18 protein-coding genes and 1 pseudogene are annotated in these 21,164 nt (G+C 68.2%); 8 read left to right on the top strand and 11 right to left on the bottom strand.

Features of this window, described 5'->3' with window-relative positions; genetic code table 11:
* Positions 1-90 precede the first annotated feature (90 nt).
* Entirely contained in the window at positions 91-1,119 is a 1,029-nt protein-coding gene (locus NT132_RS12615) for a metallophosphoesterase (RefSeq protein WP_215487127.1), read from the top strand.
* A 61-nt stretch (positions 1,120-1,180) separates the two neighbouring features.
* Here NT132_RS12615 and NT132_RS12610 read toward each other — a convergent pair whose 3' ends face one another.
* The 4 genes from NT132_RS12610 to NT132_RS12595 form a co-directional block, all read right to left on the bottom strand.
* Positions 1,181-3,148: a zinc-ribbon domain-containing protein gene (locus NT132_RS12610; RefSeq protein WP_215487128.1), complete on the bottom strand. Its 1,968-nt coding sequence runs from the start codon at positions 3,146-3,148 to the stop codon at positions 1,181-1,183.
* A 155-nt stretch (positions 3,149-3,303) separates the two neighbouring features.
* On the bottom strand, positions 3,304-4,269 hold the full coding sequence (locus NT132_RS12605; protein ID WP_246540022.1) for a TniB family NTP-binding protein: 966 nt from the start codon (positions 4,267-4,269) through the stop codon (positions 3,304-3,306).
* A gap of 83 nt (positions 4,270-4,352) precedes the next feature.
* The gene (locus tag NT132_RS12600) at positions 4,353-6,386 is read right to left on the bottom strand and encodes a Mu transposase C-terminal domain-containing protein (protein WP_215487130.1); all 2,034 of its coding nucleotides are present in this window, start codon (positions 6,384-6,386) and stop codon (positions 4,353-4,355) included.
* Positions 6,383-7,210 carry a hypothetical protein gene (locus NT132_RS12595; protein WP_215487131.1) on the bottom strand — a complete coding sequence of 276 codons (828 nt, stop codon included), beginning with the start codon at positions 7,208-7,210 and terminating at the stop codon, positions 6,383-6,385. Before NT132_RS12595 ends, NT132_RS12600 begins: the two co-directional genes overlap by 4 nt.
* A gap of 263 nt (positions 7,211-7,473) precedes the next feature.
* Between NT132_RS12595 and NT132_RS12590 the strand changes: the two genes are divergently transcribed.
* The 5 genes and pseudogenes from NT132_RS12590 to NT132_RS12570 all read left to right on the top strand — a co-directional run bounded on the left by NT132_RS12590 (position 7,474) and on the right by NT132_RS12570 (position 11,544).
* Positions 7,474-7,812, top strand: a complete 339-nt coding sequence (locus NT132_RS12590; RefSeq protein WP_297789528.1) for a metalloregulator ArsR/SmtB family transcription factor — start codon at positions 7,474-7,476, stop codon at positions 7,810-7,812.
* Positions 7,813-7,860: 48 nt separating this feature from the next.
* A complete protein-coding gene (locus NT132_RS12585) occupies positions 7,861-8,838 on the top strand; it encodes an SRPBCC family protein (RefSeq protein ID WP_297789525.1) in 978 nt (325 codons plus the stop codon).
* Positions 8,839-9,044: 206 nt separating this feature from the next.
* A pseudogene (locus NT132_RS12580) lies at positions 9,045-10,524 on the top strand (DEAD/DEAH box helicase).
* 126 nt (positions 10,525-10,650) lie between these two features.
* Positions 10,651-10,785 (top strand): hypothetical protein, encoded by a 135-nt coding sequence (locus NT132_RS12575; RefSeq protein WP_297789522.1) that lies wholly within the window; start codon positions 10,651-10,653, stop codon positions 10,783-10,785.
* Between the two features lie 87 nt (positions 10,786-10,872).
* Entirely contained in the window at positions 10,873-11,544 is a 672-nt protein-coding gene (locus tag NT132_RS12570; RefSeq protein ID WP_297789519.1) for a hypothetical protein, read from the top strand.
* 158 nt (positions 11,545-11,702) lie between these two features.
* Here NT132_RS12570 and sufU read toward each other — a convergent pair whose 3' ends face one another.
* Genes sufU through NT132_RS12555 form a run of 3 tightly spaced genes read right to left on the bottom strand, consistent with a single transcriptional unit; the run spans position 11,703 to position 15,577 of the window.
* Positions 11,703-12,140: a Fe-S cluster assembly sulfur transfer protein SufU gene (gene sufU / locus NT132_RS12565; protein WP_297789516.1), complete on the bottom strand. Its 438-nt coding sequence runs from the start codon at positions 12,138-12,140 to the stop codon at positions 11,703-11,705.
* Positions 12,137-13,414 (bottom strand): SufS family cysteine desulfurase, encoded by a 1,278-nt coding sequence (locus NT132_RS12560; RefSeq protein WP_297789514.1) that lies wholly within the window; start codon positions 13,412-13,414, stop codon positions 12,137-12,139. The genes sufU and NT132_RS12560 overlap by 4 nt, the downstream gene beginning before the upstream one ends.
* 60 nt (positions 13,415-13,474) lie before the next feature.
* On the bottom strand, positions 13,475-15,577 hold the full coding sequence (locus NT132_RS12555; RefSeq protein ID WP_297789511.1) for an APC family permease: 2,103 nt from the start codon (positions 15,575-15,577) through the stop codon (positions 13,475-13,477).
* A 41-nt stretch (positions 15,578-15,618) separates the two neighbouring features.
* Here NT132_RS12555 and NT132_RS12550 point away from each other — a divergent pair, with 41 nt between their 5' ends.
* The gene (locus NT132_RS12550; RefSeq protein ID WP_297789508.1) at positions 15,619-16,380 is read left to right on the top strand and encodes a Pr6Pr family membrane protein; all 762 of its coding nucleotides are present in this window, start codon (positions 15,619-15,621) and stop codon (positions 16,378-16,380) included.
* Between the two features lie 9 nt (positions 16,381-16,389).
* Here NT132_RS12550 and NT132_RS12545 read toward each other — a convergent pair whose 3' ends face one another.
* Both NT132_RS12545 and NT132_RS12540 read right to left on the bottom strand, forming a co-directional pair.
* The gene (locus NT132_RS12545; protein ID WP_297789505.1) at positions 16,390-17,604 is read right to left on the bottom strand and encodes an amidohydrolase; all 1,215 of its coding nucleotides are present in this window, start codon (positions 17,602-17,604) and stop codon (positions 16,390-16,392) included.
* 179 nt (positions 17,605-17,783) lie between these two features.
* Positions 17,784-19,448, bottom strand: coding sequence for a glycoside hydrolase family 13 protein (locus NT132_RS12540; protein ID WP_297789501.1), 1,665 nt, complete (start codon positions 19,446-19,448; stop codon positions 17,784-17,786).
* An 82-nt stretch (positions 19,449-19,530) separates the two neighbouring features.
* Here NT132_RS12540 and NT132_RS12535 point away from each other — a divergent pair, with 82 nt between their 5' ends.
* Positions 19,531-20,064 carry an adenine phosphoribosyltransferase gene (locus NT132_RS12535; protein ID WP_297789497.1) on the top strand — a complete coding sequence of 178 codons (534 nt, stop codon included), beginning with the start codon at positions 19,531-19,533 and terminating at the stop codon, positions 20,062-20,064.
* 226 nt (positions 20,065-20,290) lie between these two features.
* Here NT132_RS12535 and uraH read toward each other — a convergent pair whose 3' ends face one another.
* Complete coding sequence (gene uraH, locus NT132_RS12530) at positions 20,291-20,623, bottom strand: hydroxyisourate hydrolase (RefSeq protein WP_297789494.1); 333 nt, start codon at positions 20,621-20,623, stop codon at positions 20,291-20,293.
* The gene (uraD, locus tag NT132_RS12525; RefSeq protein ID WP_297789491.1) at positions 20,620-21,144 is read right to left on the bottom strand and encodes a 2-oxo-4-hydroxy-4-carboxy-5-ureidoimidazoline decarboxylase; all 525 of its coding nucleotides are present in this window, start codon (positions 21,142-21,144) and stop codon (positions 20,620-20,622) included. The genes uraH and uraD overlap by 4 nt, the downstream gene beginning before the upstream one ends.
* Positions 21,145-21,164 lie beyond the last annotated feature (20 nt).

Genomic DNA, 21,164 nt, shown 5'->3' with positions numbered 1-21,164 from the left:
GTGCAACGATCCGTTGCACAATCGTGCGGTGGTCTGATCCGCTGCAGGTTGGTCTCCCGATCCGAGCAGGTGCATTGAGGAGGGCGCGAGGTGCGCAAAGAGTATCCGGCGTTCAACTTCGACCAAGTCGACTACGTCACGTCCGACACGCACTTCGGTCACGCGCGGATCAGCGAACTCGCTTCCCGACCGTTCGCATCCGTCTCGGAGATGAATGCCGAGCTCATTCAGCGATGGAACCGGAGCGTCGCTCCCACCGATGTCGTTCTCCACCTGGGCGACGTCGCGCTCGGAACCATCATCGACTCGCTGCCACTCACCGCGCAGCTCAATGGGCGTAGGTTCCTCGTGCCAGGCAATCACGACCGCGTGTCACCCGCGACTCAGTCCCGGGCCGCGATCGAGCGGTTCACGCCGCTGTACGAACAAGCGGGCTGGACCGTTCTGCCCGAGGTCATTGAAGGCACCCGGCGGGGCATCCGACTTCTCGCGTCTCACTACCCGTATTCCGGCGACACCCAGGTGCAAGACCGGCACACGTCCCGTCGACCAATCGACCACGGCATTCCTTTACTGCACGGCCACACCCACGATCGATGGAACGGGCCTGTCGGACATCAGTTCCACGTCGGCATCGACGCCTTCGAATACGCGCCTATCCCGTTCTCGATGATCGACGCCTGGCTTGAAGATCTCCGCCGCGAGGACGACGAGATCGTCGGGGAAAGAACTGCGACAGGGGACGAAACACCGCCGTCAGAAGTCGCGGAGCGATTCGGGATCGATCTCCCGCCCCTTGAAACGCCCGGTCCGGACCACCGGCGAGGGGGGCACACCTTGATGGACGGAGACGAGGTGACAAGCGGGCCCGCAACGGCCATGGACCTCGTCCGGCGGGCGCGGGACGGCGAAATCTCGGGGGACGAACTCGTCGCCGTCTTGTCGACGTGGCAGTTCGAACCGCAGCACCGAACTCGAGGCCTCACGGATGACTGGGAATCCCGGCCGAACAGCTTTGACGCGGTGCAGTACGCGTTCAACCTCGATCTACTCGATGAGGATGCGTATCGCCGCATCGCCGATCGTGCCAGGCGGTCGGAGGCGGCGGGTCGCGAGTAGACAGCTACCGGCAGCGTGGATCACCGTCCGAGCAAACCAAGCTGGTCGTGTCTCGATTCGTTTAGCCATCCAGCACTTCGACGACTCTGTCGCAGCGAGGGCATCCGAGCCCGTTCACGCGGCTGACCACCCTCGCTTCCCAGACATGATCGCTTGAGCACCGCCAAGTGATCATTGCGGTAGATGCTGGCTTCACCCGTTCGGGTCGGGACTTGTTGCTGATGTCCCACTCCACAGCGAGGTCAGGTCTCAAAGTCGCCAGGTCGGTCTCTCCCGGAACGGCGCGATGACCGTAGCAGTGGGGGCAGCCACTGGCCTGGCGACCGGTTCGGCTTGCGATCACCGCCTCCCATTGATGCCCGTGCTTGCAGTTCCACAGCGCGCGCTGCTTCGAACCCGCAGGCACCTCGGTCGGCTCGCGCGCGTTCGAGGCGTCCCATTCGCGAACCAAGTCGGGCCGAACCGTGGCAAGGTCTGTCTTGCCGACGATGGCGTATCTCCCGAAGCAGAACGGGCATCCTGTGCCGAGAACGTGTCGCCGGTAGATGGCGGCAGTCCACGTGTGGCTCTCCGCGCAAACCCACATGACCTTCTTGCCAGAGCCCGGTACCACCGCGTCTGGGCGCAGCGTGTTGCTGGAATGCCACTGCGCGGCGAGATCTGGACGGACAGAAGCCAGGTCTGTGAGTCCAACAATGGGTCGCTTTCCGGCGCAGAACGGGCAGCCCTGGCCCTTGGATCGATTGCTCACCATGGCATCCCACTCGTGGCCGCACGAACCCGTCCACCACACCTTTGCTATCGAGAAGGCGCCAATCGAACCCGGAGCGAGTTCGCCGTTGCGCTCAAGGTTCCATTCCGCCATGAGGTCGGGACGAAGTGTCGCGAGATCTGTCTGGCCAGGAATCACTCGGTTTCCGGCGCAGAACGGACAACCGGATCCGTTTCTCGCCCGGTTGTTGATCGTCGCAGCCCATCGATGACCTTGCCCGCAGTTCCAATTGACACGTCGGTTGGATCGCGCACCAACGTGATCGGGGTCGCCAGCGTTCGCGCCCGGGCTGCGGTCCCACTCCTTCGCCAGCGCAGGGAACTGAGTGCCGAGGTCGGTCTGGCCCTTCCAGGCGGCTTGGCCCGCGCAATAAGGGCAGCCGGCTATCGCGCGGACGTACGGCGTCGATTCCCACGTGTGCCCTGCGTCGCACACCCACCACGCCTTATAGGACGTCCCCCTCCCGCCCCACGGGTCGCGGGCGGGGTCATTTGTGCTCCAGTCCCACTCGGCGACGGCGTGCGGTCGGCGCTGTATCCAGAGAGGGTACGGGGCTGCGACGTCGATGATCTCCGGAGCATCTACGACATCCATCGGGACGTTCAGTGGGTCAATGCGAGTTGGGCGAACTTCCCGACGTCGGGGACGCAGCCAGAGCACGATCCGTTCGACGAGCACATCGATCGGCGCCGCATCAAAATGAAACTTTGAGGCGATGGCTTGGCGAATCTCATCGGACGGCAGGCCGACCCACCGATCGACGATCGCTGAGTCGGAAAGCACCTGCAAGACCGCGATCGTCTCGGGGTAAAGTGCCGCTCGACCGCGGATTTCGTGGTCATCGATGCATCGTGACAATTGCGCCGTCCAGCCCTGCGGCTGGGTCAGCCAAGCGTTGTCGCGCACCATCTCCCACACTCGGGCGTGAAGCCGGGCGTCAATGCCTCCCGAGGCCACCAAGCGTCGGAATCGCCGCTCCGCCTTCGCTTGATGGTCGCTGTGCGCGACCACCAGCTGCGTGTCGGGTGTCGTACCTGGGCCCATCCAGACCATCTGACCTGGATGCCGAAGGCACCAGTTCTCGCGATCGTGCGGGATCTGCTCCACAAGATCGCCAGCAGAGCAAAGGCGGCAGAGGAAGCGTTGGGGATAGATCCACGATGCGTCGGGCTGTGTGATTCCTCGCAGACGAAGATAGTGACCCTCAGGGCGTCCCGCGGCGGCCTCGATAGTGGCCGCCGCAGCGGCCTCGTCCATCCACACCCGATAGATATACGGCTGCGTCGGGGAAGTGAGTCCCCGCTCTACGTCGCCAAACGGGACCCCGGCCGCTTTGCACTGTCGTTTGGCATATGAACGGGGAGATTCGAATCGATGCCACTTGGGGCGAATCGGCCACGCTCGGATGTCGGTCATGCTGCCTCGACCAGGTCTTTCAGCTTTACCCTGTGCCGAAGCGGTGTTGTGTGCTGCAGCCCGTCCAGGACCGCAAAGAGTTGATCGCGAGACACCTGTTCGTCGAGGCGGTTCGGATCATCGAGAATCGACGCGACCAGTCGCTCGATCGTCATGGCGAGCAGCGCGAGCCGTCCGTGCGTCGCGGAATGGAGAGCCTGCGCGTTGAGTGTGAGCGTGCCCGGCACGTGGTCACAAAGAGGCAGATTACGGTCAAAGATCGCCACCCAGCGCGTCCAGAGCGCCATCCCCTCCTTGGTCGAGACGTCGACCTTACGCAGCTCGACCATGTCGCATCGCATCGTGACCTGCATGCCGTGGCCGGATCCGAATGCCTTGCCGCTGCCCAGGCTGATCCCGACGAGCGCCACAGTCGCCGACGATTCGTTTTGCAGAGCCTTGATAACGCTCGACGGCTCAGTGCCTCTCAGATGGTGAGCCTCGTCGATCACAAGTAGCTTCGTCCGATGGACGCTGAGGAGTTTCAGGGCCTCCACGCGGAGCGCGTCAGTGTTACTTGACCTCGCCACGACCGCTGTGGGCGCAAGGAATCGGACGATCTGTGTCAGTAGCGTCTTGCCGGTGGCGTTCTCGGTCATCTCCACCCAGACAACCGGTACGTGCCCGTCGTCGGCGTAATCCGGAAAGTGCTTCGCGTGATCGTTCTCTACAGACCGAGCGAGGAGCATGGCGAGCTCGGTCTTGCCGTAGAAGAGTGGGGCCGAGATCATCAGACCTCTACGCGAGTTCGTGCGGCGGGGGTTGGTTCTGATGAGCCTCGCCAAAATTCCGGTGCTGCGATCCTGCTCCGGTGTGGGCACTCTTAGTGTTAGCCGAACAAAGTCGTCACGCGCTTGGTCGTAGAGCGCACGTTGGTCCGCGGGTAGCGCGCAGTAGTCCGCGAAGGAGAGGGCGGGCGGCATGGGGGGCAATGCACGGAGCGCCTCACGCAGGCCGGGGAGCGTCGTCTTGCTGGAGTGCTCCAGTGTGAGCGAGGGGATGATCACTAGCTCAGATCCTTCGTGGTCACGATGTCATACCGAGAGGAGGTCCAGTCAATATCGCTGACGTTGACCGGAGCGGCCCAATCTCGTAGATCGAAGGGGACGGGTTCGGTTACCGGGGCTGCGACGTCGTCAGAGCCACGCGCGGATACCCTGAGCTGGCGGTTTCGTGCTTGCTTGTCGCTTCGAGCTCTTCGCTCGATCTCGTCGAGGAACTCGGCTGTCTTTGGCGTCTCGCCTGGGGCTCCAGTGCCGAAGCGTTCGACGAGCCGGACCTCAGTCTCGGCGGCCATCCACGCCGCGCGGTCGTCGATCGCCTTGTCCCAGCACTCGATCCACTCGTCGGTTTCAGGATGCTGAACCCAGACCGCGTTGTCGTTGCAGGGATCGAATCGGATGTCGAACTTCCGTGCCTGCCGCGATCCGGCGGGAGCACCGGAGAGTGAGCGATTCCGGAGGTCAGCCAAGAGTGGTGAGTCGTACTTGCGGTTGCGGAATTCGATCCCTTCGTTGCTGATGATCCGGCCCTCGGAGGGGAGCAGAGCGAGGAAGTCCTCTGCTCGGAACGGAAGTTGAACCCCAGGACCGACCTCGAACAAGGCTGCGTACATCTGGTTGGGTGTCCACTCGCGGCCCGGGAACAGCGGAGAGCGCAGTCCCCCGTGCTGTTTGTTCAAGAAGACCGTGGTGATCCACGCGTCAAAAGCGAGCCGCACCGAATCCAACGTGAGCGTCGGGTTATCGCGTTTCCCTCGATTGGGCACCGAGTTGCCGGTGGAACCGGCAAGCCACTGTGCGAAGTCCGTCGATGTCGTGCCGAAATTGCGCTCGACGTGTGGCTTGGTCGCCGGGGCGTTCGGTGGCGCGAGCACGATTGTGATTCCGAAGGCGCGACAGGCCGCTTCGAATGTCGCTGATCGGAAGTCGGCGCCGCCGTCGACGGTGATCGCATGTGGAAAGATCCAGGGCACGGCGAGCGACTCGTCATCGAGGTACGGGTTGATCCTCTTCATCAGCTTCGCGGGCAGGGTCGCAGAGCCTGACAGGGTGGCTGCAGACGAGCCGGGCATGGCCCTGCGTCCGACGATTGCTCTTGCCAATAGCAGCGCGTGGTCGAATCCGTTCGGCCGATTGGCATGGATTGCCCACGCCAACGGGACTCTGCTTGCCACGCAGAAGAGCGCCGTGACGGTGGGGCGGAAGGTGTTGCCCTTCTCGTCCCACACTTGGACGTCCAACGTCGTCGAGTCGATCTCGCATACCTGTCCGAGTCGATGAGAGTTCCCCGAGAAGTACTCCCGATCCGGACTGTTCGATGTGTTGCGGCGGGTTGTCGCCTTCGCGAAGCTGTACCGGCCCGCATCACGCTCATTGATGTACCCCTGGAGGGTCGTGGGTTTCACGTTGCAGATCGCATCGCCCGGGTACATCGCCTCGAGCGTGCGTCGCACGAGGGCGGCGCAGTGACGGCGACTGCTCGTGTGCAGGTTGATTCGACTGTCGAGCTCGCGGTCGATGACCGCGATGAGGCGAGGATCCGCCTTGCTGATCACCAACCGCTTCTGACCCTTCGGATGCAACCGAGCATCCACCCCGGCGACGCCCTCCGACTCGTAGACCTTCCAATAGTTGAACAGCGCTTTGCGGCTGCGCGCGAGAGAGGTGCCAGCCAACTCAGCGACCTTCGCAGTGATCCGCTGCTCCTGCGTCGTTCGGGTGAGGTCGTACCCCGGACGCGCCCCGACCGCGCTCGGGTCCATCGGCACGCCACGGAAAGCCTCGAGCAGATGCTTTTCCATGTCGAGCACGTCAGCTGACCAGTCGCTTGCGGTGGGGCGAAGCGGCGTACTCGACTGCCGACGGGCGGTGCCAGCCAAGCCGATGAGTTCGGGCATCGAGATGACGAGCCAATCGTCTTCGGCGCCGTCGCGTCGAAGTGTTGCCTCGACGCCTCGGCGCACGCGCTCCCACACCCAGAGATCCCCATCTATCTCGACCTTGGCGCCGAGCTTGAGCTTGTACTCCTCGCTGGTCATGCCACCGCTCCCGTCAGTGCCGCTTCGGTTGTCGTGTAGACCGTCTCGCTGCTGAACACACCACCGAGATCTACGTGAAGCAGCCGGCGCCAAGCAAGGTTGTCGACCCACGCACACGCGTGTGGCGGGCAGTCCGGGGATGCGATCAGACAGAGATCGCCGCGGCTTCGACCCGCGCGCGCTGCGTTCAGGATGAGTGTTTCCGTCTCGTGGCCAGGTCGGCAGCGGTCGTGGCGGGACGCAGACAGGCTGTCGAGGTTGCCGGTCGCGCGTTTATCGTGGCCTGTCAGCACCCGGTAGCGCCACCCGAGCACATCGCAGGCGGCCGCAGTCTCACCGAACTGAATGCGCGCCGCGTCGTCGACCCGCTCCGCAGGACGCACATCCAACAGACCGTATGAGCCATCGGCGAAAAGCGCCAGCAGATCAGGGAAATGCGAGTAGCCCGATAACCGCGATCCGTGCCCGAAGGTGATCGCCACCGGCTGCGCCCAGAGTCGTTCCACCTGGCCGCTGTACTCCAACCAGAGGACCTCCCACCGTTCTTCCTGAGACTCGCACCAGACGTGGGTTTCCGTTGGCTGCCAGAAGTAAAGGCTCGGCGTGAACCTGAACCGAAGGCCCTTCGACTTCCGCAACGGTAGAGGATCGATCGTCGTCCAATCGCGATCACCCAGGTCGCGGTCGATGACGGCCCAGTCGTGCCGCTCGGACTTCTCGGGAGCGCTGCCGACGGCGCGAGATATCCAGTGCAACTCGGTGGACGATGTGCGCCGTCGGGGGACGATCTGCTGAGGTCCAGCTACTGGGAACACCCGCATCACCTCTCGCAAGCAAAGTCGGTGTCTGACGTTGCGAGGACGATGGGCTGATTGGAGCCCCATCGCTCCTCTATCCACTTCCGATGCTCTTCCTCGACGAACAACAACCCGTCGTCGTCATCGGCGTGTCGTGACACTCGATGTCATTCGACCGCCCGCCTATGTCAGGCAGAGCCGGTTTGTGTCATCGCAACCCGTTCCCGACAGCCGAACGAGCCGCCGCCGGGTCTTGACAGCATCCCGACGCCGTTCTAACGTGCAACCAAATGGTTGTAGATTCTGAACTCGACGAGGCCGTGACGGACCGCATCTTCCGCGCGCTCGCCGACGCGACTCGTCGCGACATCCTGCGCCGCACGATCGACGCGGAGCAGTCGGTGTCGACGCTCGCCGCGGCCTACGACGTGTCGTTCGCCGCGGTGCAGAAGCATGTGGCGGTGCTCGAGGCCGCCGAACTCGTGATCAAGCGGGCGGAGGGGCGCGAACGACTGGTCCGCGCGCAGCCAGCCACGATCCGGCGCGCCCGCGGGCTGCTGGAGCAGTACGAACGTCAGTGGCGCGACCGGGTGGACCGCCTGGATGCGCTGTTGGCGGCAGACATCTGAATCGGATGCGGCCCCACTCGCCGCATCCGCGATCCGAAGGGAACCGACATGCCCGTCACCGAGATCACCACCGATCCCGAGGCTCTGACCATGACGCTGGTCGCCGACTTCGCCGCCCCGCCGGAGCGGCTGTGGCGCGCGTTCACCGACCCGGAGCAGCTGGAGCGGTTCTGGGGCCCTCCGGGCTGGCCGGCCCGGTTCACCGCCTTCGACTTCGCCGTCGGGGGCCGGGCGCAGTACGCGATGACCGGCCCCCGCGGCGAGCGCTCGCGTGGCTCGTGGGAGTTCGTGCGGATCGACGGACCGGACGGCTTCGAGGTGCTCGACGGCTTCGTGGACGAAAACGGCGAGCTCATCGACGACATGCCGGTGATGCGCATGACGTTCACCTTCGAACCCACCGCGGCGGGCTCGCGACTCGTGAACGTCACCCACTTCACCTCGGTGGAGGCGCTCGACGAGGTCGTCGCGATGGGCGCCGTCGAGGGATCGACGCTCGCTATCAACCAGCTGGATGCGGTGCTCGAGGACCTCCGCGACTACGCGCAGGGGAAGGGCACCCGCACCGAGGTGCTGAGCGACACGCACGTGCGGATCACGCGACTCATCGAAGGTTCCCAAGAGCTGGTGTGGCGCGCGCACACCGAGCCGGATCTCATGCGGCAGTGGCTGCTCGGCCCGGACGGCTGGCGGATGACGGTGTGCGAGATCGACCTGCGTCCCGGCGGCCGTTACCGCTACGCGTGGGCACCGGAGGAGGGGACCGAGGGTGAGGCGTTCGGCTTCGACGGAGAGACGTTGCTCGCAGAGCCCGTGCGGCGGATGGTGTCGACCGAGCACATGACCGACACCGACTATCCGTCGACGACGAACGACCTGACCCTCTACGAAGAGGACGGCGCGACTCTCCTCACCCTCGTCATCGAGTACCCGGATCAGCAGACACGGGACATGGTGCTTGCGACCGGGATGACCGAGGGCATGGAGACGAGCTACGCGCGCCTGGAGAAGCTCATCGCGGCCTGATCGTGGGGTGGGGCGGCGCTCACGGCGAGTGCGCAGGGCCGCGTGCTAGGGTCGACTCGGTGCTTCCGAGCGCCTGCGTCGTCGATACGCTTCCCGGCTTTTGATAGCCGTGGCACTTCTCGAGCGGCGAACCGATGCGCGAATCCGCGCCGTCGCCCCACTCCGCGATCGATTCCGATCGCGCCTTTCCCGAAAGTCCTACCTCTATGCCTTCGTTCCTCGACCTCGGCGTGCCCGCACGTCTGGCCGCAGTCCTGTCTCAGTCCGGAAAGACCGAGGCGTTCCCCATCCAGGAGAGCACGCTCCCCGACTCTCTCGCCGGCCGCGACGTGCTCGGCCGCGGCCGCACCGGCAGTGGCAAGACCCTCGCCTTCGCGCTGCCCATGGTGGCGCGCCTGTCCGACGGCCGCCGCACCTCCGGCCGCCCGCGTGGACTCGTCCTCGCCCCGACCCGTGAGCTCGCGACTCAGATCGCCGCGACCCTGATCCCGCTGGCGGAGGTCTCCGGCCTTCGTGTCACCACGATCTTCGGCGGCGTGAGCCAGAAGCCGCAGGAGCAGGCGCTCCGCGACGGCGTCGACATCGTCGTGGCCTGCCCCGGCCGCCTCGACGACCTCATGAAGCAGAAGGTCATCGCCCTCGATCGCGTCGAGGTCACCGTCCTGGACGAGGCCGACCACATGGCCGACCTCGGCTTCCTTCCGGTCGTCACCCGGATCCTGCAGGCCACGCCCTCCGGCGGGCAGCGGATGCTGTTCAGCGCCACCCTCGACCGTGGTGTCGACGGCCTGGTCCGCAAGTTCCTGCAGAACGAGGTGCGCCACGAGGTCGACGAGTCCAGCGTCCCCGCCGCGGCCATGACCCACCGCGTGCTGCTCGTCTCGGACGACAACAAGAACGACCTCGTCAAGACGCTCTCGTCCGGCAACGGCCGTCGCATCCTCTTCACCCGCACCAAGCACCAGGCCAAGAAGCTGGCCAAGACGCTCACCGCGGCGGGTATCCCGGCCGTCGACCTGCAGGGCAACCTGTCGCAGAACGCCCGTGAGCGCAACCTCGCCGCGTTCGGTTCGCCGGTGTCCGAGGGCGGCGTGCGTGTGCTCGTCGCGACCGACGTCGCGGCGCGCGGCGTGCACGTCGACAACGTCGAGCTGGTCGTCCACGTCGACCCGCCGACCGAGCACAAGGCGTACCTGCACCGTTCGGGCCGTACCGCCCGTGCCGGCGCCGAGGGCACCGTCGTCACCGTCGTCACCCCGTCGCAGAAGCGCGACGTCACGCTGATGCTCCGCCAGGCCGCGATCGCTGCGGACTTCGAGCCCGTGGATGCGGCGCACCCCGCCGTGACCGGGCTCGTCGGTGAGGCCGCCGCCTACGTCAAGCCCGCGCCCGTGGTGGCGCAGGTGCAGGGCGGCCGCGGCGGTGGCTCGAGCCGTGGTGGTTCGGGCTCCGGTCGCAGCGGTTCCGGGCCGCGGGCAGCGCTCCGGCGCGGCCGGCGCAGCCGGTGGGCAGCGCACCGCGGGTTCGGGTGCGACGGGTGGGGCCCGCTCGGGCGCCGCGCGTCCGGCCGCATCCGGTGGGGCGCAGCGTCCGGCCGCATCCGGTGCCGGCGCAGGTGGCCAGCGCCGCAACCGTCGGGCGACCGGCGGCGGCTCCAGCACCGTGTGGTCCAGCTCCTCGCGCTGATCCACTGATCTTCGCCGCGACCCCCGCGGGCACCGCTTCGTCCTCCGACGACGCGGTTCCCGCGGGGGTCGTTCGTTCCCGCAGCGGCACCCATGGGCGCTCGTGCTGCCGGGGAGCAAGCTCCTCGTGCTGGAACTGGTCGACCTGGCGTTCGGCGATGCCGTTCATCTCGGCGGGTTCCTCCCCGTCACGGCTTTGATCATCGTGCTGATGCTGGCGCGTGGAGGCACGCGGCGGCTCTTGCGCGCGAGCGAGCGGTAGGCCGGATGCGGAGGCGGGGCGACCCCCGTCGGGGCGCTAGTGTGCGGGTTGCACATCTTCGTGCCCTGACCCGAACGAGGCACCCTCTTGTCTGACGCAGCATCCGCCCTGCCCACCGAACCCTGGTGGAAGAAACACGTCGAACTGATCGTCGTCATCCTGTTGGGTGTCGTCTCGGTCGCGACGGCCTACACCTCGTTCCAGTCCAGCCTCTACGGCGGGCAGAGCGATGACAAGATCTCGCAGAGCCAGGCGGCCGGCACCGCCGCCGAGTCGCTCTACCTCGAAGCGAACCAGCAGTACGTGCTGGATGCGCAGACGATCCAGCAGCTCGCCGTGCTGCGGGTCGGCGTCGACGCCGGCGACCCGCTCGCCCAGGCGCAGTACGACCAGCTGTACTTCATCGCGGCCTCCGAAGACCTCGATGCCGCGATGACGAACGCGGCGGAACTCGACGCGGCGGAGCCGGACTTCTGGCACGACCCGCAAGCGGACGAGGACTACCAGGACGCCCTGTTCAGTGGATATGCGGAGGAGCAGGAGCGCGCCGACGCGCTGCGGGTAGAGGGCGACGCGCTCGGGCTGCAGGGTGACACGCTGGGGCTCTACACCGCGCTGATGGCCATCACGCTGTTCCTTCTCGGTATCGCCGCGGTCGTCCGTCGCCCGCTCATCCAGTGGATCCTCATCGGCACCGGTGGTGCGATCTTCGTGGTCACCGCGGTGCTCACCCTGCTGATCCCGTTCGTCTGGCTCTGATCCGAGCCTCGCCCGTGGTCGGCCCCCGGGCGTCCGTCAACGACGTCCGGCGCGGGCGGCCGGGGGCGCATCCTGTTCGTGTGGCAGGACGGGCGGGGTGGCGCGGGCCGATCCCGCCCGTGCGGACACCTGAGCGGAGGCCGCCCCAGCCCCCGACGTCAGGCGCGGGCGAGTGCGTCTTCCAGCGCGACCCAGGCGAGCATGGCGCACTTCACCCGCGCGGTGAACTTCGAGACACCGCTCAGTGCGGCGGCGTCACCGAACTCGTCCTCGTCGAGCTCCAGCTGGCCGCGGGAGCGCAGCACCTCGCGGAAGTGGCCGATGAGTGATGAGGCGGCGTCGCGCGTCAGGCCGTCGGCGAGGCCGGTGAGCATCGAGGCGGACGCCTGCGAGATCGAGCAGCCCGCTCCCTCCCAGGTCACGTCGCGGATGACGTCGCCGTCGACCCGCACCCGCAGGGTGATCTCGTCGCCGCAGATCGGGTTCTTCTGATGCGACGTCGCGTGCGCGCCCTCCTCCGCGGCGAGGCCGAACCCGTCCCGCGCCTTGGAGTGGTCGAGGATCAGCTCCTGGTAGAGCCCGTCGAGCCCGCTCATACCGTCACCCCGAAGTAGTCGCGAACCCCCGCGACCGCATCCACGAACGCATCGACGTCGTCGAGCGTGTTGTAGACCGAGGCTGATGCCCGAACGCTCGCGGTCAGCCCGAACCGGCGGTGCAGCGGCTGCGCGCAGTGGTGGCCGACCCGCACCGCGATGCCGCGAGAGTCGAGCACCTGCCCGACATCGTGCGCGTGGACGCCTTCGACCTCGAACGCGACGAGCGCGACCCGTTCCGCATCGGTCGCGTCGCCCAGCATCCGGATGCCGGGAAGGGGGCGGAGCCCCTCCCGCATCCGCCGTTCCAGCAGCTTCTCGTGCGCGTGCACGGCGGGCATGCCGAGGCCGTCGAGGTAGCGGACCGCGGCGGCAAGGCCGACCGCCTGCGACACCGGCTGCGTACCGGCCTCGAAGCGGTGCGGCGGCGGCAAGTAATCGGCCGCATCGAGCGTGACGGTCGTGATCATCGACCCTCCGGTGAGGAACGGCGGCAGCGCCTCGAGCACCTCGCGGCGGCCGTAGAGCCCGCCGATGCCGTAGGGGCCGAGCATCTTGTGCCCGCTGAACACGGCGAGGTCGACGCCGAGGGCCGGCAGGTCGAGCGGGACCTGCGGCGCCGACTGGCATGCGTCGAGGACGGTCAGCGCCCCGACGCCGCGGGCGAGGGCAACGAGCTCCGCCACCGGGTTCACGATGCCCAGCACGTTCGACACATGCGGGAAGGCGAGGATGCGGGTGCGCTCGCCGATCACGGTGGCCGCCGCATCCAGGTCGAGCGTCCCGTCGTCGTGTACCGGGATGTGCCGCAGCCGCGCGCCGGTGCGTGCGGCGAGTTCCTGCCACGGGATGAGGTTGGCGTGGTGCTCCGATTCGGTGACGACGATCTCGTCGCCGGCACGGAGGGCGAGGGCTGCGGATGCGGCGCCGCCCCGGCCTGCGGACGCATTGCCGATGCCGTACGCCACGAGGTTGAGCCCCTCCGTCGCCCCGTGCGTCCACACCAGGGTCTCCTCGTCGGCGCCGACGAATGCGGCGACGGTGTGCCGGGCGTCCTCGAACAGCTCCGTCGCCTCGGCGGCGAGGGTATGGGCGCCGCGGTGGACGGCGGCGTTCGTGCGCGTGAGGAAGTCGGTCTCGGCGTCGAGAACCTGCCGCGGCTTCTGGCTCGTCGCCCCCGAGTCGAGATAGACGAGCGGATACCCGTTCACCTGCTGGTCGAGCAGCGGGAAGTCCGCGCGCACGCGCAGCGGGTCGAAGCCGGGAGAAGTCACCCCTCCAGGGTACGGGCGCCGGAGCGGGTGCGGCCCCGGAGGCGGGCGCGCAGTAGCCGGTCAGTCGATCGAGCGGCCGGCGCGCTCCTGCCCGGGGAGCGGCCGGGAGCGGCGGCCGTAGATGAGCTCGGAGGAGTCGAGCAGCCACGGCACCAGGGTGATCGTCACCCCGTGGACGAGCATGAGCTGCTGCGCGAGTCGCCGCGCGCGCCGGTTGTGCAGGAGCGACTCCCACCAGTGGCCGACGATGTACTGCGGCAGGTACACGGTGACCACGGCGGGCCCGTGCTTCTCGCGGTAGGCCGTGATGAACTGCGTCACCGGCTGGGCGTAGGCGCGGTACGGCGATTCCACGATGACGAGCGGCACCGGCATCCGGTGCTCCTGCCATTCCCGCTGCAGCTCCTGGGCGGACTCCTTGCTCACCGCCACGTGCAGGGCGATCGTCTTGTCGTGCCGAGCGGCCAGGGCATAGTCGATCGCCTTCACGACCGGCTTCTGCAGCTTTCCGACCATGATGAGTGCCACGTCGCCCGACGCACCGAAGCGGGTGTCGTCGTCGTACGCGATCTCATGCTCGACATCCCGGTAGTAACGGCTGATGCCCACCATCAGCAGTGACAGCAGCGGGATGGCGAGGAACACCAGCCACGCGCCGTGCGTGAACTTGGTCACCGTGACGATGAGGAAGACGGATGCGGTCAGTGCGGCGCCGAGCGAGTTGATCACGAGCCCGGTGCGGATCTCGCGGCGAGTGAAGCGGGCGGAGTTCTGCGTGCGGGCTTCCGCCGGGAGCGTGTTCATCTCGCGAAGCTCGCGTCGCCAGTGGCGCACCATCCCGACCTGCCCGATAGAGAACGACACGAACACCCCGATGATGTACAGCTGGATGAGGGTCGACAGGTTCGCGCGCGAGGCGATGAGCACCACGATCGCGGCGATCCCCAGCACGATCATCCCGTTGGAGAAGACGAGCCGGTCACCGCGGGTGTTGAGCGACTTCGGCGCATAGCCGTCGCGGGCGAGCACCGCACCCAGCAGCGGAAACCCGTTGAAGGCGGTGTTCGCCGCCAGCAGCAGCACGCAGGCCGTGGCCGCCTGGATGATGAAGAACGGGATCGAGTTCATGCCGAAGGTCGCGGACGCCACCTGGGCCATGAGGCTCGGTTGCGGCGAGGTGCAGTCGAAGCCGATGAGATGGCACGGGTTCTCGGCGTAGTGGACGCCGGAGACGAGCGCGATGAGGGTCAGGCCGGAGAACAGCAGGATCGCGACGAGCCCCATCGCGGTGAGCGTCTTCTGTGCGTTCTTCGCCTTCGGGCGGCGGAACGCCGGCACCCCGTTCGAGACCGCTTCCACACCGGTGAGCGCGGAGCAACCGCTGGAGAACGCACGCAGGATGAGGAGGATGACGGCCGCCTGCGACAGGTCCTCGGCCTGCACCGAGTATGCGGCGCTGGTCGCGACCGGCGGGTCGCCGAGGAGCCACCGGATGACGCCGACGATCACCATCACCCCGACGGAGCCGATGAAGATGTAGGTCGGAAGGGCGAATGCGCGGGAGGCTTCGCGGACGCCGCGGAGGTTCACGATCACGATGAGCACGACGAACCCGACCGCGAGCTCCACTCGCCACGAGTTCAGCAGCGGCAACGCCGAGATGATGTTGTCGACCCCGGAGGCGACCGACACCGCCACCGTGAGGATGTAGTCCACCAGCAGCGCGGATGCCACGACGACGCCGGGGAGCTCGCCGAGGTTCGTGCGGGCGACCTCGTAGTCGCCGCCGCCGGAGGGGTACGCCTTGATGAGCTGCCGGTACGACAGCACGACGACGACGAGCAGTACCACGACGGCCGCCGCGATCCACGGGCTGAACGCCAGGAACGCGGTGCCGCCGATGAGCAGGATCATCAGCAGTTCCTGCGGCGCGTAGGCGACCGACGACAGCGCGTCGGACGCGAAGATCGGCAGCGCCATGCGCTTTCGCAGCAGATGGTCGTCCGCGTCGCCGGATGCGAGGGGATCGCCCAGCAGGATGCGTTTGGCGATCGGGACCTCGGGCACGGGATCGCTGCCGGATTCCCGGCCGTCAAGTGTCACGGCGGGCGACACTACGCCTGCGGGCAGCTTCGGCGCAATCCGGCGCCCGAACCCGGTCATCGGGCTGGGTGCGCAGACCGGGGAACCCGTACGATCGTCCCGTGTTCATCGCGGATCGACGCCTCGCACTCGGCTTTCGTCTCCTCTCGGCGGTCGTCACCGCGTGGGGGATCGGCCGGGTCACCGGCGTGTTCGACGGCGACGTGAGCGGGGTGCAGTTCCTCTACTTCACGGTGCTGAGCAACATCCTGTGCCTGGTGTGGTTCGTGGTTCTCGCGGTGGCCACTGGGCGCGACATCGCCCGCCACGGCCCGCGGGGCGCGTCGGCGCCGTGGCCCCGGTTCTCGGGCGCGGTCATGATGTCGATCACGGTGACGATGATCATCTACCTGGTGATCCTCGTGCCGGAGGCGTTCACCCAGAACACCGGCTACACGCCGTTCACCCTGACCGACGACCTCATCCACATCGTGACCCCGGTGCTCACGATCCTGGACTGGCTGCTGTTCCTGCCGAAGGGGTCATTCCGCTGGTACGACCCGCCGCTGTGGGCTCTCCTGCCTTACGCCTACCTCGTCTTCGCTTTCGTTTACGGCGGGTTCGGCGGCACGTTCGGTGGGGGGTCGCCGTACCCGTACCCGTTCATGGAGGTCGACCGGCTCGGCGTCGGCGGGGTCGCGGCGTGGATAGTGGCGCTGACCGTCGCGCTGGAGGTCGTCGCTTTCGTCTACGTCGCGCTCGACCGCGTGCTCGCGCTCGCCGCGCGGCACCGCGATGCCCGGGGCGGCGTGGTCACCGAGCGAACCGAGGGCACCGAGCGGACGGAGCGCACCGAGGGCACCGAACGGACCGCCCGAGCCTGAGGCCGCCGGTCAGCCCAGCCACTCCCGGGCGGCCACGACGAGGTTCGCGACGCCCTGCTCGATCGTCGGATGCATGACCGGCGCGAACAGCGGCGAGTGGTTGGTGGGAATGTCCCGGTCCACCGTGCCGGCCGCGACGGCGGCGGCATACGCCGTCGGGTCGACGCCGCCCCAGAACCAGAACACGAGCGGCACTCCGGCGTCGCGGGCGAACCACGACACATCCTCGCTGCCGGTGAACATGCCGGGGTCGACGACGGAGTGGGCGCCGAACGCCTGCCGGAACGCGTCAACGGTCCGGGCTGTCGCACCCGCGTCGTTGATGGTCGGCGGCAGGGTGTGATCGGTGACGATCGTGGGCTCCCGCTCGGCCCCGGATGCGGCGGCCTCCGCCCGGACGACCCGCTCGACGCGGGTCAGCATCCGTTCCCGGCTGTCGTCGTCGGGGTAGCGCAGGCTCAGCTGCAGCGTCGCATCGGTGGGGATGATGTTGTGCTTGAGTCCGGCGTGGATGGACCCGACCGTCACGACCCCCATCTCGCGCGGGTCGATCTCGCGCGAGACGATCGTCTGCAGCCGCATGATGGTCGCCGCCGCCATGAGGATCGGGTCGATCGTCGCATGGGGCCGGGAGCCGTGCCCGCCGCGGCCGTGCAGGGTGACGGTCAGCCCGTCCGAGGCTGCCATCTGCGTGCCCGGGCGCACCCCGATGATCCCCGCGGGCAGCGGGGTGAGGTGCTGGCCGAGCACGACGTCGGGGGCCGGGAACCGCTCCAGCACCCCGTCGTCGAGCACCGCGCGGGCGCCGGCTCCGAACTCCTCCGCCGGCTGGAACACCGCCACGACGGTGCCAGACCACTCCGTCGTGGTCTGCGTCAGCTGTTCGAGGGCACCGAGCAGGGCGGTCACATGCATGTCGTGGCCGCAGGCGTGCATCACCGGCACGTCATTGCCTGCCGGATCGGTGCCGCGGGCGGTGCTCGCGTACGGCAGACCGGTGGCCTCCTCGACCGGCAGGGCGTCCATGTCGGCGCGGAGCCACACCACGGGACCCTCGCCGTTCCGGATGACCGCGACCACGCCGGTGCGACCGACACCGGGTTCGTATCCGATTCCGAGCTCGTCCAGCCGGGCGGCGATGACGCCGGCGGTGCGCGTCTCCTGGAACGACAGCTCAGGATGCTGGTGCAGGTCGGTGTAGATCGCGTCGAGGTCGAGCGGCATGGCCCGAGCCTACGCGCCGCGCCGTCGCCGCATCCGGAGCCGTCCCGCCGCCGCATCCGGAGCCCTCCCGGTGCCGCATCCGGATCCCCCCATGCGCCGAGACCACATCCGTTCCGCGAGACGACATCGGATCGGATGTGGTCTCGGCGGACGGATGTGGTCTCGGCGGAGGTCGGGGGTCAGTCCGCGGCGAGCCAGACGGTGGTGTCGGTGGGGAGCATGCCCTCGGTCACCGGACCGCTGGCGACCAGGATGCGGCCGGCGGGCAGTTGCAGCGGGGTCGCGCCGACGTTGGCGATGACGGTGACGTCGCCGTTACGGAAGGCGATCGCGTTGTCGCCGAAGCCCTCCAGCCAGGTGAGGTCACCGGCGCCGAGCGCGTGTTCGCGGCGCAGGCGCAGCAGCGACCGGTAGAGAGACAGCGTCGAGTCGGGATCGCCCTCCTCCACGTCGCGGGCGAACTGCGCCCACTCCGCCGGCTGCGGCAGCCAGGCGGCGCCGGAGTCATTGAAGCCGTAGGCCGGAGCCGAGGCCTCCCACGGGATCGGCACGCGGCATCCGTCGCGCCCGTACTTCTCGTGGTGGGTGCGGAACCAGGTGGGGTCCTGTCGTGCGTCGTCCGGCAGGTTCACGACCTCCGGGAGGCCCAGCTCCTCGCCCTGGAACAGGTACGCGGAGCCGGGGAGGCCCAGCATCACCGAGGTGGCCGCGCGGGCGCGGCGCAGGCCAAGCTCCGGTATCGGCTGCGCCGCCGAGGTCGGGCCGATGCCCTCGCCCTGCGGGCTGTCGGCGGTGAGCGCGAGGCGGGATGCGTGACGGATGACGTCGTGGTTCGACAGCACCCAGGTGGCGGGCGCGCCCACGGCGGGGAAGGCCCGCAGCGAGTCGGTGATGACCTTCCGCAGCGCCGGGGCGTTCCAGTCGGTCATGGCGTAGGGGAAGTTGAACGCCTGGTGCATCTCGTCCGGGCGCACCCAGAGCGCGGTCTTCTCCGGGGTCGGCAGCCACGCCTCGGCGCACAGCGCCCGGTTGCCGGGGTACTCGGCGAGCACCTGGTTCCAGTCGCGGTACACGTCGTGGACGCCGGGCTGGCCCCAGTACGGCACGTCCTCCTCGTCGCCACCCATGGAGTCGGCATCCTCGGCCGGCGTGTAATCGGGCAGGCCGTCCTTTTTGATGAGGCCGTGCGCCACGTCCACCCGGAAGCCGTCGACGCCGCGGTCGAGCCAGAAGCGCAGCACGCCGCGGAAGGCCTCGCGCACCTCCGGGTTGGTCCAGTCGAAGTCCGGCTGGGAGACGTCGAAGATGTGCAGGTACCACTGGCCGGGGGTGCCGTCGGCCTCGGTGATGCGCTCCCACATGCCGCCGCCGAACACGGACTCCCAGTTGTTGGGGGGCAGCTCGCCGTTCTCGCCGCGGCCGTCGCGGAAGATATAGCGTGCGCGCTCCGGGCTGCCGGGGCCCGCCTTCAGCGCTTCCTGGAACCACACGTGCTGGTCGGAGGAGTGGTTCGGGACGAGGTCGACGATGACGCGGATGCCGAGCTCGTGCGCGACCGCCAGCATCCGGTCGAAGTCCTCGAGGGTGCCGAAGAGCGGATCGACGTCGCAGTAGTCGGCGACGTCGTAGCCGGCGTCCTTCTGCGGCGACACCATGAACGGGCTGAGCCAGATGGCGTCGACGCCGAGCTCGGCGAGCGAGCCGAGGCGGGAGGTGATGCCGGGCAGGTCGCCGATGCCGTCACCGTTGGCGTCCGCGAACGAGCGCGGGTAGATCTGGTAGATCACGGCGGTGCGCCACCACTCGGAGCCGGGAAGGGATGCGGCGTCGTGCAGCTGTGTCATGGGATCAGGTTACCGTCGAAATCGTATCGATTCGACAGTAAGGGCCCCGGGGGTGCCAGGACGGCGCGACTACAGTTGTGAGGTGCCGCATCCCGACTCGGACGCCCTCGCGCGCGCCGAAAGCCTCATCGCTCTCATCCCCGACTATCCGCAGCCGGGGGTGCTGTTCCGCGACATCGCGCCGCTGCTCGCGGACGGCCCCGCCCTGCGCGCCACGATCGACGCGCTGGTCGCGCCCTTCGCGGGCGGCTTCGACGTGGTGGCCGGTGTCGAGGCGCGCGGATTCCTGCTCGCCGGTGCCGCGGCTATCGCCTCCGGTGTGGGACTCGTGCCGATCCGCAAGGCGGGGAAGCTGCCGCGCCCGGCCGCCGCGGTCGACTACGCGCTGGAATATGCGACCGCGACCATCGAGATGCACGACGACATCCCGGCCGGTGCCCGGGTGCTCCTCATCGACGATGTCCTCGCCACCGGCGGCACGCTCGCCGCGGCACGGGAGCTCGTGCACCGGGTGGGTGGCGAGGTCGTCGGCATCACGGTGCTGATGGAGCTCGAAGACCTCGGCGGCCGCGCCGTGCTCGGCGACCCCGGGCTGCACGCCGTCTTCCGCGCCTGAGGCCCAGCTCTTACCGCGCCCCGGCCGTTCGCGTCGGCTGGCCGCCGCATCCGACTCCGGCGCCCCGGCCGTTCGCCGCGGCCGGCTGCCGCGTCCGACCATGTCCCATTTTCTGCCGTTATGAGGGTCCCTTTCCGGCAGAAAGTGGGACATGTTCTGCAGAAAGTGGGACATGCGCCCGGGGGAGCGTGAGACAGCGGAGGGCGGGCGGCCGGATGCGGGCGCCTCAGCTGCCGCGGTAGGTGGAGTAGCCGAACGGGCTCAGCAGAATCGGCACGTGGTAGTGCCGGCTGTCGGCGACCGTGAAGGTCACGGTGACGAGCGGGTAGAAGGTTTCCACCCCGCGGTCGGCGAAGTACGCACCCGTCGCGAATGTGATCGCGTACATCCCCGGTTCGAGCTCGTCGGGACCGAGGGCGAGACGACCGTCCGCGTCCGTGAAGCCGTCGGCGACCGCATCCAGGGTCCCGTCCTCGCGGTGCCGGTGCAGCGTGACCGCCACGTTCGGGGCGGGTGCGCCGGCGGTGGCGTCGAGGATGTGGGTGGTCAGATGGCTCACTCGGCCTCCTCCGGCTCGATGTCGTCGTCGAAGATCGTGCCGCGAAGGCGCAGCAGGGCGATCTCCGCGAGCTGGATCGTGGCCTCGCGCCCCTCGGCGCTGTCGTCGTTGTCGAGGCGGCGGTGGAGCTCCGCGAGCATCTCCTGCGGCGACCGCCCGGCGGCACGGATGAGGAACACCCGCCCGAACCGCGCCTCGTAGGCGGCATTCCCGGCAGCGATGGCCGCGGCGACCTCGTCCGCCGCGGAGGCCATCGACGCCTGCTCGGACCGGGATGCGGCGGCCTCCGCCCCGGCACCGGTGGGCTTCTCGCCGATCCGGGGGTGATGGGCGAGCGCGGCGTCCAGGTCGGCGCGCGACCACACCGCGGCGAGCTCGCCGGCGTATGCGGCGAGGGCGTCGACGGTGGCATAGGGGCGCCCGGCGACGACCGCATCCACCCACCCGGGGACCGCGGCCCACACCGCCACGGTCTGCGCGGCGGTGTCCGGGTCGAGGCTGTTGAACTCGGTCAGCTGCATGGCCGCCACCCTATCCGCCG

The sequence above is a fragment of the Microbacterium sp. genome, from assembly GCF_026393345.1.
Lineage (GTDB): Bacteria > Actinomycetota > Actinomycetes > Actinomycetales > Microbacteriaceae > Microbacterium.
The sequence above is the reverse complement of the archived record's forward strand: the minus strand, read 5'-3'. Positions and strand labels throughout refer to the sequence as shown.